This is a genomic window from Frondihabitans sp. OV104, assembly GCF_057787745.1.
Map to the genome: position 1 here is coordinate 980,664 of NZ_CM173541.1, position 12,680 is coordinate 993,343.

15 protein-coding genes are annotated in these 12,680 nt (G+C 65.6%); 7 read left to right on the forward strand and 8 right to left on the reverse strand.

Features of this window, described 5'->3' with window-relative positions; genetic code table 11:
• Positions 1-3: 3 nt before the first annotated feature.
• The 5 genes from AC3CBB_RS04605 to AC3CBB_RS04625 all read left to right on the forward strand — a co-directional run bounded on the left by AC3CBB_RS04605 (position 4) and on the right by AC3CBB_RS04625 (position 4,696).
• Positions 4-753, forward strand: a complete 750-nt coding sequence (locus tag AC3CBB_RS04605) for an MIP/aquaporin family protein (RefSeq protein WP_488626168.1) — start codon at positions 4-6, stop codon at positions 751-753.
• Positions 754-774: 21 nt separating this feature from the next.
• The gene (locus AC3CBB_RS04610) at positions 775-2,157 is read left to right on the forward strand and encodes an FAD-dependent oxidoreductase (protein ID WP_488626169.1); all 1,383 of its coding nucleotides are present in this window, start codon (positions 775-777) and stop codon (positions 2,155-2,157) included.
• A complete protein-coding gene (locus tag AC3CBB_RS04615) occupies positions 2,154-2,555 on the forward strand; it encodes an arsenate-mycothiol transferase ArsC (RefSeq protein WP_488626170.1) in 402 nt (133 codons plus the stop codon). Before AC3CBB_RS04610 ends, AC3CBB_RS04615 begins: the two co-directional genes overlap by 4 nt.
• Positions 2,556-2,619: 64 nt before the next feature.
• A complete protein-coding gene (locus AC3CBB_RS04620) occupies positions 2,620-3,588 on the forward strand; it encodes an arsenic resistance protein (protein ID WP_488626171.1) in 969 nt (322 codons plus the stop codon).
• Positions 3,589-3,631: 43 nt separating this feature from the next.
• Positions 3,632-4,696: a DMT family transporter gene (locus tag AC3CBB_RS04625; RefSeq protein ID WP_488626172.1), complete on the forward strand. Its 1,065-nt coding sequence runs from the start codon at positions 3,632-3,634 to the stop codon at positions 4,694-4,696.
• Between the two features lie 50 nt (positions 4,697-4,746).
• On the opposite strand, the gene AC3CBB_RS04630 is transcribed toward AC3CBB_RS04625, so the two are convergent.
• From AC3CBB_RS04630 to AC3CBB_RS04665, 8 genes are all read right to left on the reverse strand, one after another.
• Positions 4,747-5,415 (reverse strand): cation diffusion facilitator family transporter, encoded by a 669-nt coding sequence (locus AC3CBB_RS04630; RefSeq protein WP_488626173.1) that lies wholly within the window; start codon positions 5,413-5,415, stop codon positions 4,747-4,749.
• Complete coding sequence (locus tag AC3CBB_RS04635) at positions 5,412-6,344, reverse strand: cation diffusion facilitator family transporter (RefSeq protein ID WP_488626174.1); 933 nt, start codon at positions 6,342-6,344, stop codon at positions 5,412-5,414. Before AC3CBB_RS04635 ends, AC3CBB_RS04630 begins: the two co-directional genes overlap by 4 nt.
• Positions 6,341-6,706 carry an ArsR/SmtB family transcription factor gene (locus tag AC3CBB_RS04640; RefSeq protein ID WP_488626715.1) on the reverse strand — a complete coding sequence of 122 codons (366 nt, stop codon included), beginning with the start codon at positions 6,704-6,706 and terminating at the stop codon, positions 6,341-6,343. Before AC3CBB_RS04640 ends, AC3CBB_RS04635 begins: the two co-directional genes overlap by 4 nt.
• A 124-nt stretch (positions 6,707-6,830) precedes the next feature.
• Positions 6,831-8,048, reverse strand: a complete 1,218-nt coding sequence (locus AC3CBB_RS04645; RefSeq protein WP_488626175.1) for a permease — start codon at positions 8,046-8,048, stop codon at positions 6,831-6,833.
• 70 nt (positions 8,049-8,118) lie between these two features.
• A complete protein-coding gene (locus AC3CBB_RS04650) occupies positions 8,119-9,003 on the reverse strand; it encodes a M23 family metallopeptidase (RefSeq protein WP_488626176.1) in 885 nt (294 codons plus the stop codon).
• Positions 9,004-9,112: 109 nt separating this feature from the next.
• Positions 9,113-9,703 carry a DUF305 domain-containing protein gene (locus AC3CBB_RS04655; protein ID WP_488626177.1) on the reverse strand — a complete coding sequence of 197 codons (591 nt, stop codon included), beginning with the start codon at positions 9,701-9,703 and terminating at the stop codon, positions 9,113-9,115.
• 84 nt (positions 9,704-9,787) lie between these two features.
• Positions 9,788-10,270, reverse strand: coding sequence for a hypothetical protein (locus tag AC3CBB_RS04660; protein ID WP_488626178.1), 483 nt, complete (start codon positions 10,268-10,270; stop codon positions 9,788-9,790).
• A 241-nt stretch (positions 10,271-10,511) separates the two neighbouring features.
• Positions 10,512-10,907 carry a heavy metal-responsive transcriptional regulator gene (locus AC3CBB_RS04665; protein WP_488626179.1) on the reverse strand — a complete coding sequence of 132 codons (396 nt, stop codon included), beginning with the start codon at positions 10,905-10,907 and terminating at the stop codon, positions 10,512-10,514.
• Positions 10,908-10,960: 53 nt separating this feature from the next.
• Between AC3CBB_RS04665 and AC3CBB_RS04670 the strand changes: the two genes are divergently transcribed.
• Together AC3CBB_RS04670 and AC3CBB_RS04675 are read left to right on the forward strand one after the other, a co-directional pair.
• Complete coding sequence (locus AC3CBB_RS04670; protein ID WP_488626180.1) at positions 10,961-11,275, forward strand: thioredoxin family protein; 315 nt, start codon at positions 10,961-10,963, stop codon at positions 11,273-11,275.
• Positions 11,272-12,624 carry a dihydrolipoyl dehydrogenase family protein gene (locus AC3CBB_RS04675; protein WP_488626181.1) on the forward strand — a complete coding sequence of 451 codons (1,353 nt, stop codon included), beginning with the start codon at positions 11,272-11,274 and terminating at the stop codon, positions 12,622-12,624. The genes AC3CBB_RS04670 and AC3CBB_RS04675 overlap by 4 nt, the downstream gene beginning before the upstream one ends.
• Positions 12,625-12,680: the final 56 nt, after the last annotated feature.

A 12,680-nucleotide genomic window follows, 5' to 3' on the forward strand; every position in this document is an offset into this window, starting at 1 on the left:
GACGTGCCCTCCTCGACCCTGATCCCACGCGCCGATCTTCTGCGCCGCCTGCTGGCGGAGGTGCTCGGGACGGGTCTGCTGGTGACGGTCGTCGTCGGGTCGGGGATCATGGCCCAGCAGCTCAGCCCGCACGACGTCGGGCTGCAACTGCTGGAGAACAGCCTCGCCACAGCCCTTGGCCTGACGGTTCTGATCTTGATGCTCGGCCCGATCTCCGGGGCGCACTTCAACCCCGTTGTCACCCTGGCCGACTGGGGTCTTGGCCGCCGAACCCGCAACGGGCTCCGCACAGCATTGGTCCTTCCCTACGTCGTCGCGCAGGTCGTCGGGGCGATCCTCGGCGCGGTCCTGGCGAACACCATGTTCGACACCCCCACCACCATCGCAACCACGCACCGCGCCACGAGCGGTCACCTTCTGGGGGAAGTCGTCGCGACGGCAGGGCTGATCCTGGTCATCTTCGCCCTCGCCCGCACCGGTCGCGGGGCGCTTGCTGCCCCGGCGGTCGGGACGTACATCGGGGCGGCGTACTGGTTCACCAGCTCCACCTCGTTCGCGAACCCCGCCGTGACCATCGGCCGGATCTTCACCGACACCTTCGCCGGCATCGCCCCCACCTCAGCCCCCGCGTTCATCGGCATGCAGCTGCTCGGTGCTGCGGTGGGCTGCGCTTTGCTGCTTGTCCTTTATCCCGACGTCGCCCGGTCCGCCGACGACGTCGTCATTCCGCACCTCGACCAGGCGTCCGCCTGACCCGCCCGAAAGGCCCTCACCATGCATCTCGTTGCCATCGGCGGATCGGACGCCGGAATCTCCGCCGCCCTCCGCGCCCGCGAACTCGACCCCTCCGTCGACGTGACCGTCGTCGTCGCCGACGCCTACCCGAACTTCTCCATCTGCGGCATCCCGTACTTCTTCTCCCGCGAAGTGCAGCCCTGGCAGTCCCTCGCGCACCGCACCCACGCCGACCTCGAAGCCACCGGCATGAACCTTCGCCTGGAGACCTTCGCGACGTCGATCGACGTCGCAGGGCACCGCCTCGCCGTCCGCGCCCTCGACGGCACGGAATCCACCATCGACTACGACGCCCTCATGGTCGGCACCGGCGCTCTCCCCTCCCACGCCGGCATCGAAGGCCTCGACACCTTGGGGCCGGAGGATGGGGTGCACGTTATCCACTCCATGGGCGACACCTTCGCCCTCGACCGGTTCCTCGAAACCCGCAACCCCGAAACCGCGATCATCGTCGGCGCCGGCTACGTGGGCCTCGAAATGGCCGAAGCATTCACCGTCCGCGGCATCCGGACCACCCAGATCCAGCGCGGCCCCGAAGTGCTCTCCACCCTCGACCCGGAACTCGGCGCCCTCGTCCACACCGAACTCACCGACCATGGCGTCACCGTCCTCACCGACACCACCGTCAAACGGATCGACAAGACCGGCGACGCCCTCACTGTCACCGCCACCCACCGCGGCGAACCGATCACCCACACCGCCGACGTGGTCCTCGTCGTCGTCGGAGTTCGACCGAACACGGACCTCCTCGAGCGCGCCGGCGCTCAACTCGGTGCCGGCCGGGCGGTTGTCGTCGACGACACCATGCGCACTGGCCTTCCCGATGTGTTCGCGGCCGGCGACGGAGTGACGACCCACCATCGTCTCCTCGGCACCACCTATCTACCGCTCGGTACGACGGCCCACAAGCAGGGCCGCGTCGCCGGCGAGAACGCCCTCGGCGGTACCGCACGCTTCGCCGGGTCCGTCGGCACGCAGGTGGTGAAGGTGTTCGACCTCGTCGCCTCCCGCACCGGTCTTCGAGAGCACGAAGCCGCGGCAGCCGGGTTCGCACCCGTCAGCACGACGGCGATCGCGGATGACCACAAGCGGTACTACCCGGGCGCGCAACCAATCAGCATCCGCGTCACCGGCGACAGCCGCGACGGACGTCTCCTCGGCGCGCAGCTCGTCGGCCGCCTCGGCACCGAAACGGCGAAACGCGTTGACACGTACGCCGTCGCCTTGCATGCCGGCTTGACCGTGGAGCAGGTCAGCGAACTCGACCTCTCCTACACACCCCCGCTCGGGTCGCCATGGGATGCCGTGCAGGTCGCCACCCAGGCCTGGTCCCGGGAGCACCGTCAGGCGGTGACCGCATGAGCGACAAGCCCACCGTCTTGTTCATCTGCCAGCACAACGCCGGCCGCTCCCAACTGGGAGCTGCCCTCCTCGAACACCTCGCCGGAGATGACTACACCGTCACCTCCGCCGGCATCGGCCCGGACGAAAAGGTCAACCCGGCAGTCGCCGCGAGCATCGCGGAGCTGGGGATGGACATCAGCGGCCGAACACCGCGCGCCGTCACGCACGCGGACCTTGCTGAGGCCGATCTGGTCGTTCTCATGAAGCCCGGACTGGCGCTTCCTGGCACACCCGTAGGACGGGTGCTGGAGTGGTCGTTCCCTAACCCAGAGAACTGGGACGTCGACTCCGTTCGCCCGCTCCGGGACGCAATCGCCTCACGAATAAACGCCGAGATCACAGGGCCGCGACGATAAGAAGCCTGCTCTGGAACCGCTTCCACGTCAGCAACTGGCGGGCGGGTCCTCATAGGGTGTGAGGATGGGCGCTGTCGTGGGTTGGCTGGAGCGGCGCCAGGTTGCCCTCTACATCGCCGCGATCGTCCTCGGCGCCGTCATCGGGGCGGCCGCCCCATCGGTGGCTCCGAGCCTGACCGTGTCCATCAACCCGGTCCTCGGGCTGCTGCTGTTCGCAACATTCCTTGGCGTGCTGCTGACCCAGGTCGGCAAGGCGTTCAAAGACGTCCGCTTTCTTGGCACGGTCCTCATCGTGAACTTCGTCGTCGTGCCGCTGGTGGTGTGGGGACTGTCACGGTTCGTCGCCGGTGACCGGGCCCTGCTTGTCGGGGTTCTTCTGGTGCTCCTGGCGCCGTGCGTGGATTACGTGATCGTCTTCACGGGGATCGCAGGAGGCGCCAAAGAGCGCCTCCTCGCTGCCGCGCCGCTGCTGATGCTGCTCCAAATCGTTCTCCTGCCCCTGTTCCTGCTGCTGTTCGCAGGGTCCGCCGCGGTGTCGTTGATCGATGTGGGACCGTTCGTGGAAGCGTTCCTGTTTCTCATCGTCGTGCCGTTGCTCGCTGCCGCTCTCGTGCAGGCCGCGGCGAGAAAATATCGGGCGGGTGCGGTCATCGAGAACGTCATGCAGGGCCTGATGGTTCCGTTGATGATGGCGACTCTGGCCGTGGTGATCGGCTCTCAGATCAGCGCCGTCGGTTCCCGGATCGGCCAACTACTGACCGTGGTTCCGCTGTATGCGGTGTTCCTCATCGTGATGCTGGCGGTCGGGCTGCTCGCCGGCCGAATCGCAAAGCTCGACGTTCCCGCCCAGCGGGCTTTGATCTTCAGCGGGTCGACAAGGAATTCCCTTGTCGTGCTGCCGCTGGCGTTATCGCTCCCGGCCGCGTTGGATCTGGCACCGCTTGCTGTGGTCACGCAGACCATTGTGGAGCTGGTCGGCATGATCGTGTTCGTGCGGCTCGTTCCCCGACTGACTCCTCACCGCAACCAGTAACCGTCTACGGGTGCCGGAGGGACACCATGGGACAATCGGTCGGGTGAGAGCTTCCCTGTCAAACCGCGGCGTCCAGGCCGCACTGTTGTCCGCTGTCCTCTTTGGCGCCGGGACACCGTTGGCGAAGCTGCTGTTGGGTGATGTCAGCCCATGGCTACTCGCGGGTCTCCTCTACTGCGGTTCCGGGATCGGCCTGACGATCATCCGGGTCATCCGTCGTGCCCCGCGCGTGCATCTGGCACGCCGCGACGTCTGGCCGCTGGCCGGAGCCATCGCTGCCGGCGGCATCGGCGGCCCCGTACTACTGCTGTTCGGCCTGGCGAACATGCCGGCCTCGGGGGCGTCTTTGCTGCTGAACGCGGAAGGCGTGTTCACCGCCCTCCTGGCATGGTTCGTGTTCCGGGAGAATTTCGACCGGCGCATCGCCCTCGGCATGCTCGCCATCGTCGCCGGCGCCGCTGTGTTGAGCGTCCCGTCTGGCGCAAACCTCGGCTCACCATTGCCCTCGTTGGCGATCCTCGGGGCATGCCTCTGCTGGGGACTCGACAACAACCTCACCCGGAAGGTGTCTCTCACCGATGCGACGTGGCTTGCCGCGAAGAAGGGCCTCGTCGCAGGGCCCGTCAATTTGATTCTTGCCTTCGCCGTCGGCGCCTCACTGCCGTCGCTGCCGACCATCGGCGGCGCGCTCGTCGTCGGGTTCTTCGCCTACGGTGTCAGTCTTGCGCTGTTCATCGTCGGAATGCGGCACGTCGGCACGGCACGCGCGGGCGCCTACTACTCAATCGCCCCGTTCTTTGGCGGCGTGCTCGCCTTCGCCTTCGGTGACCGCGTGACGGTGCCGTTTGTCATCGCGGCGGTCCTAATGGCGGTCGGGGTGTGGTTGCACCTCACCGAGCGGCACGAGCACGAACACACCCACGAACCCCTCACGCACGACCACTGGCACACCCACGACGAGCACCACCAGCACTCCCACCCTGAGCCGGTCGCCGCCGGAACGTGGCACAAACACGAGCACCACCACGAGCCGGTGACCCACACGCACGAGCACTACCCGGACGCTCACCACCAACACCGGCACGACCTCTCCCGCGCAACCCGGTAGCAGCCCGAGCGCGGGCATCCGGCGCAAGTGCGGCGCTGTCGTGTGGGCGCTCAGTCGTCGTCCTCGGGTTCACGCTCTCCGGTGAGGACGGACACGGGGACTGTGCAACTGTCGCCTTTCCATGCCTCCAGACCCTCTTTGACCGCGAAGCCGACAACGACAAGAGCTGCGATGGGGTCAGCCCATGTCCACCCGAAAAGACTGTTGAGCAGGAGCCCGATGAGGACCGCTGCGGACAAGTACGCGCAGATGAGGGTCTGTTTGGAGTCAGCGATCGCGGACGCCGATCCGAGTTCTTGACCGGTGCGCCGTTCGGCGAGGCTGAGCGCGGGCATGATCAGCAAACTGATCACGGTGAGCACGATGCCGACAGGGCTGTGCTCGGCTTCTCGGACGCCGGTCAGGGATAGCGCGGCATCGATGGTGACGTAGACGGCGAGGGCGAAGAACGAGATCGCGATGACCCGAAGGGCCGTCCGCTCGCGGGTTTCGGGGTCCTTGGCGGTGAATTGCCAGGCGATCGCTGCGGCGGAGAGCACTTCGACGATGGAGTCCAGGCCGAACCCGACCAACGCGGCGGAGGACGCCATGGTGCCGGCGGTGATCGCGACGACGGCCTCGATGGCGTTGTAGGTGATGGTCGCTGCGACGATCAGACGGATGCGGCGGCGGAGGACGCGGGTGCGGGGCGGGGCGGGAAGCGCCGTGGTGCCGGTCATGCGTGGTCCGTTCCGGGTTCGTGGGCGGTGTGGCCCGCGGGTTCGAGTTGGAAGGTGCTGTGTTCGACATCGAAATGACCGACGAGGCAGGCTTGCAGCTCGTCAAGGACCTTGGGCGCGTGGCCGTCCTGGAAGCACTCATCGGTCAACGTCACGTGCGCCGACAGAGCGGGGAGGTCCGAGGTGACAGTCCACGCGTGCAGGTCGTGGATCGCCAGCACGTGGGCGGGTTCAAGAAGGTGACCCCGGATTGATTCGAGGTCGATTCCCTCGGGAGTGCCTTCGAGGAGGATGCGCCCGGAGTCCTTCAGCAGTCCCCAGGCGGCGTGGAGCATGAGGATGACGACGATGAGGGAGGCGATGGAGTCGGCGCGGGTGAAGCCAGTGAAGAGGATGACGACCCCGGCAACGACGGTGGCGATGAAGCCATAAAGGTCCGTGAGGATGTGCTGGAAGGACCCCTCCACGTTCAGGCTCTGACGGTTCGCTTTCGCCAAGACCCAGACGGCCACGAGGTTGACCGCCACCCCGAGGAGCGCGACGACGAGGACCGGTCCGCCTTCGACCTTGGGCGGGTCGATGAGCCGGCCGATGGCTTCGACGGCGACGATGGCACTGATGACCACGAGGGTGATCCCGTTGACCGCAGCGGAGAGGATCTCGGCGCGTTTCAGCCCGAAGGTCCACCGGGAGCTACTGGGGCGGGCCGCGAGTCGGATCGCCACGAGGGAACCAGCGAGGGCTGCGGCGTCGGTGAGCATGTGGCCGGCGTCGGACAGCAGAGCGAGAGACCCGGAGATGATCGCGACGACGACCTCGACGAGAAGGAACCCTACGATCAATGCCAGGGCGATGCTCAGCAGCCGAGTGTTGGCGTCGGGGGCAGCGCCGTGGCTGTGGGCTTTGTCGTGCTGATGGGTGTCGGTCACAGCTCTCCTCCGGTCGCCTCGGGGTGGATGGCGACCGTGTGACCGGTGTGGGTGAGCCCAAGGTCCAGGAGCATGCGAACGTGGCCGTCGTCGAGGCGGTAGTACGCCATCCGGCCACGCCGCGAGACCGACACCACCCGGTGCGCCCGGAGAAGGCGCAGAGCGTGGCTGACGGAGCTTTCGCTCATCGCCGTGGTCGCCGCGAGGTCGCACACGCACATCTCGCCCCCTTCCAGCAGGGACATCAGAAGGCGAAGTCGGCCAGGGTCCCCGAGGAGGGAGAAGACGTCCGCGAGTTCGACGACATCGTCCGCCTCGGGGAGGCTGTGACGGACGGCGGCGACTTTCTCGGGGTCGACCATTTTCAGGTCGCAGGCGTCGATGACGGTTGCTTCGATGTCCACAGAACCTCCACATCTGATTAATTGTTCAGATGTAGCCTAGCAAGCGACGCTTCGACGTGTGCTGGTGCGTCAGTGTGAGCGCTTAGTGGTGGTGTGAGCTGGTGTCGGTCGCGGCGGTCGGGGCCGCGTCTCCGTCTGCACTGTGGTGGTTGTGGTTGTGTTCTGCTGACCCGCCCATCATGCGGAGCATCGACCAGGACCCGGATCGGATGAAGACGATGAGCAGGATCGCGGCGATGGCGAGGAAGACGATGTTGAGCCAGGTGGTGTAGTTCCAGGTGATCGAGGACATCACGATCGACAGGTGCCGGTTCGTGGGGATGAGGCCGAGAGGGGTGAAGATTAGCTCGACGGCGTACCCGGCGATGACCATGGCGGCGTAGAAGATGCCGGTGATGCGGAGGGCTGCTTTCAGGCCGTAGTACTTCTTGTAGATGATGATGATCGGGATGATGATCAGGTCGGCGAAGATGAAGCTGATCACCCCGCCGAAGGAGATCCCGCCGTTCCAGAGGACCGCGGCCAGGGGCACGTTTCCGACCGAGCAGACGAAGCTGACCATCGCCAGGAGCGGGCCAATGATCGGGTCGACGATGAATGCCACCGTCGGGTTGCTTTCGAAGAACAGGGCTTGCAGCCACGCTTTGGGAACCCAGGCGTCGAAGGCGCCGGCGATGAGTAGACCGATGATGATGTCGCGAAGGACGGAGGCCCAGTCCATGACGAAGTACTGCGACACGCTCGTCACCCCAGGGCGGGAGAACAATCTCTTCCAGAACCCCTGGTCGCCGGCGACGGACATGTCCATGGCGGCGTGACCTTCCATCGACCCGGCGAGGCCCTTCTCGGCTTGTGCGCGGGCGTCGTCGACGATCTTGCCGCGCATCCAGAGGCGGAACCCGAGGGCGATCAGGATGATCATGATCGGCCCGCCGACGAACTCTGCGACGGTGAACTGCCACCCCATCACGAAAGCCAGGATCAGCCCCAGCTCGACGACCAGGTTCGTCGACGCGACCTCGAACGCCATCGCCGACGACAGGCTCGCGCCCTTCCGGAATAGGGCCCTGGCAAGGGCGACGGCGGCGTAGGAGCAGGACGACGACAGGGCGCCGAGCCCGGTGGCGACGCTGATCGCACGGGGCGAGTCGTCTTTCATGAGTTTGGTGATCGCCTCGGTACGGACGACGGCCTGGATGACCCCCGACAACGTGAACCCGAGGATCAAGGGCCAGAGAATCTCCCACCCCATGGACCCTGCGGCGGCTAATGCGTCGCCGATTTCCCGCAATACGAACATGTTCAGCCTCGTTCTTTCGTGGTCTCCCCGACCGCCCGACTATACCCCCAGGGGGTACCTGTACGGGTTGCTAAGCGCCGTGGGCGGTGAGCCAAATCATCGGGTCAACCGGCAGGGTGCCGTCGAGGCGGATCTCGAGGTGCAGGTGCGCGCCGGTGGAGATCCCGGTGTTCCCGACCAACCCGACGAGGGTCCCGGCAGTCACCGGGTCTCCGGCGTGGAGGAGTGAGGACCCGGCTTGCATGTGGCCGTAGAGGGAGCTGATCTTTCGGCCGTCGATGACGTGGTCGATGATGACGTACTGGCCGTAGTTGGGGTGCCACCCGGAGACCGCCACGGTGCCGGCAGCGATCGCGCCGATCGGGGTGCCCGCGCCGGGCGTGAGGTCGGTGCCTTCATGGAAGGCCGTGCACCCAGCGCACGGCGCTGACCGGTACCCGAACGGAGAGCTGATTCTCGTCAGCCCCGGGAACGGTCGACGAACCGCAGCTGCCCCGGTGAACGGTGCCGCGATGGAAGCGCCCACGGTGCCGTCGGTACTGCTACCCGGGGCGATCGACGGTGCCTCCGCTGTTGCGACCCGGGGCCTGGCGGTGGGTGCGGTGACGGAGTAGCTGTCCCTGCTGGCCAGCACAATGCCGGCTTTGCCGGTGCGGTAGCTCTGCCCGTGGGGTGCGACCACCGTCACGGGACCGGTGACGGTGGTCGGTGCGGTCGTGGCGACGGCCGGGGTGGTGTTCACGGTGAACATCAAAAGCGCTGCCGCCGCGCCGACCAGAGGCAGCGCGGACGTCCGGATGGTGGGACGGGTGACCGAGGTTTCGCCGGCGGGTGCTCTGGTGGTCGTGATGGGGCGCGTCGACCGTGCCTCGTGGCGGGTAGTTGTCTGCTGGTGGCGTTCGGCGGCGAGGGCCTCACGGCGGGTGAGGTGCGGGGTGGGTAGAGGGTCGAGCATGGGTGTCTCCGAAGTCAGGATCAGGTCGTCACGGCGCCGTGGGCGCCCGGGTCGGATGAGAGGAACCGGAGGAGCACACGCGTGGGGTGTGCCCCTCCGGGGCTGAGCGTCAGAGAGACGCGAGCAGGTCCTTCATCTGGGTGATCTCGGCGGACTGCGAGGACACGATCGATTTCGCCAACTCGACAGCGTCAGCGTTCTTACCCTTCGCTACTTCGCTTTTGGCCATGGTGATGGCGCCGGTGTGGTGCTGCATCATCTGCGTCAGGAACAGTTTCCCGGCGTCGGCCCCGGAGGCTTTGTCCAGCGCCGCCATGTCGCCGTCGGACATCATCCCGGACATCGACCCGCTCATCCCGGAGGAGGACTGGTTCCAGTCTTTCAACCAGCCGGACAGTTTCGTGATCTCGGGCGACTGCTCGGCCTTGATCTTTTCCGCAAGGGCCACGACGTCGGCGTTCACGGAGGAGCCCTTGGCAAGCAGCATGTCGCTCATTTCGACGGCCTGCTTGTGGTGGGGCAGCATCATCTGCGCGAAGGTAACGTCCTGATCGTTGAACGAATCAGATGCCGCAGCGGACGATGAGTGGTCCATGTCCGACATCCCGGACCCGGAGTTGGAGGAGGTGGAGCAGCCGGCGAGGGCGAGGGTCGCGGCGAGGACGGTGGAACTGACGAGCAGAGTTTTGGTGCGGTTCATGACCGAATCCCTTGGGTGAGAAGTGTGAGGGCAGACATCTGCCAGGACTTATCTGAGGGCGTGGAACAGCCCTCCCCAGGGTGATCAGACTCGGATGACAGACAGGGCCGTCAGAGATACCGGTGGACGCGGGATGACGCCCCGCGCCCAAATGCGTGCACTCGCGAGCGCTTTCGAGAGCGCGTAAAGGGCACGGGTGGTCCGGCCGCGAAGCACTGCGATCGCGAAGAGGACAAGGACCATCAGGCACGCCATCCCCATCAGGGAGCAGATCATCGCGCATAGGCCCTCACAGTCCGAGACCCCGTTCGAGAGAACAGGCGTGGCCGTGCTGATTACGGTGGTGGCGCCGTGTTCCGATTGCGCGTGAATAGCGGAACGATCGACCGCGGCAGGGTCGGAGGTCGCGGTCGTGCTGCTGGTCATGCCGGGCATGCCCTCGGCGTCGGCGGCGTGGCCCATCAAGGTGTGCATCAGAACTGCGCCGAGAATCATCAGAAACGTCATGAGGACAGCGATTCCCAGCTTTGGCAGCCCGTGAGGCGCCTGCTGAGATTTGCTGGTCATGGTCGCGTTCCGTATCGGTGAGAGTGGCCACGAGCTCGAGGGAAGTCGGCGAACGTGGCGGAGCTGAATCGGGGGCCACATTACCTGCTACCCCCGAGGGGTATCCCGTTTGGCTCAGAGGTCGACGGTGTCGAAAACGGCCGAGTCGCCCCTAACAACCGTGTCGACGTCGTTGCGTTCATTGAAGCCCAGACGACAGGCAGCGGTAGATACTTCAGCGTTGGTGTCCGATCGGGGGGCGCTATCGCGGGATGACGTTGCAAACGCTGCTGGGAGGGCAGGCTGCGGGGTCAAGGGTCCGGCTGGTGTCGATCATGCGCACAAGTTCGCTCTCGAGGCGGGCGAGTTCCGCCTGGCGCGCTCGGACTCCTGCGAGTTTGCCGTCCAGGAGTGCGTACACGTGTTCGCATGGGGCTTGCCCGGCTTCGCGAAGCCCTAGGACGCCGGCGATTTCGGTCAGTTTCAGTCCCGCGGTCTGGGCGGCGCGGATGAACCCGATTCGGGCGACAGCGCCGCCCTCGTAAGCCCGGTACCCATTACGTTCCCGCGTCACGCGAGGCAGCAGGCCTTCTCGTTCGTAGAAGCGGATGGTTTGAGTGCTGACGCCGGTGGCGGTGGCGAGGTCTCCGATGCGCATCCCCCATCACACCACTTGACCTTGCACCCTGCTGCAACGTTTACGGTCGACAGATGGAAATCACCCTGCAGTATTTCAACGGATGCCCGAACTGGGAGAAAGCCGCCGAACGGCTCGCCGCGATCGCTTCCGAACGGCAAGACCTCACCGTGACGCGGCAGCTCGTGGAGACACAAGCCGATGCTGAAGCATCGAATTTTCGAGGCTCCCCGACGTTTCTCGTGGACGGCGCCGCCTTATTCCCGGTGCCGGACTCGCCGCCGGGGCTGTCGTGCCGGGTGTATCGGACTCCGGATGGGCTTGCAGGGTGCCCGACGATAGAGCAGCTACGCGATGCAATTGTGGCCGCCGAAGGAGCGGGGAGATGAGCGACGCATTCGATCTCTTGGTCGTTGGCGCGGGCATGGCTGGAACATCCGCGGCCAACAAGTGCGCAGCTCAAGGGTGGCGGGTCGGGATCGTCGACGAGCTGCCCTACGGCGGCACCTGCGCCCTACGGGGGTGCGATCCGAAGAAGATTCTGCGGCGCGGGGCAGAGATTATCGATGCGGCTCACCTCCTGCATGACAGCGGCATTCGCGAAAACGGGTTGTCCATCGACTGGCCCGCGTTGGTGCGCCGCAAACGCGGCTTCACCGACGGTGTCCCGAAAAGCATCGAAGACGAGCTCACGGGCAACGGTGTCACCACTTTCCATGGGCACGCCGAGTTCACCGACGCGAACACCCTTGCTATCAACGGCACCAAGCACTCCGCGGACCGGTTCCTCATCGCTTCCGGCGCGACGCCACGTTCCCTGGGTTTCCCCGGTGCTGACCACCTCATCGACAGTACCGAGTTCCTCAGCCTTGACGACATGCCCCGCCGGATCGTCTTCGTCGGCGGCGGCTTTATCTCGTTTGAGTTCGCCCACATCGCCGCTCGTGCTGGCACCGAATGCACGATTTTCGACCATGGTGCCCGGCCCCTGCGTGAATTCGACGGCGACCTTGTGGATCTGCTCGTCACTCGATCCGAGCGATCCGGTATCTCTGTTGTGCCCAACACTAATGTGACTGGGATCGAGAGGACGTCCAACGGTTTCCGCGTCAGCACGATCAGCGGCGGTGTCGTAACCAGCGTAGAGACGGACCTCGTTGTTCACGGTGCCGGCCGCACGCCCAACCTCGCCGGGCTGAACCTGGATGCCGCAAGAATCGCTCACAGTGCAGGGGGTGTCACCGTCGCCGATCACCTCCAGAGCATCAGTAACCCCACCGTCTACGCCGCAGGCGACGCCGCCGACAGCGCTGGCCGCCCCCTCACCCCGGTTGCCGTGTTCGAGGGAAAAGTCGCCGCGTCCAACATGCTCAAAGGCACCACTACCGTGCCCGATTACACCGGAGTACCGACCACCGTCTTCACCATCCCGGAGCTCAACCGGGTCGGCATGCTTGAGCACGAAGCAGCCGCGAACGGACGCCCGATTGAGGTTCGCTTCACGGATACCAGCAACTGGTACTCCACCTACCGCGTCGGAGAGGTCACCGCCGCCGCAAAAATCATCGTCGACACCGCAACCGACAAGATTCTCGGCGCGCACTTACTTGGCCCCGGCTACTCCGAATTGATCAATACGTTCGGCCTCGCAATCAAGCTCGGCCTAACCACCCGGCAGCTCAAATCAACGACTGCCACTTACCCGTCACTCGGATCGGACCTCGGCTCCCTGCTGTAGTCATGTCAGATGGACGACCGTCCACGAGACAACCCCACCCTCTGTTTCAAAAACCG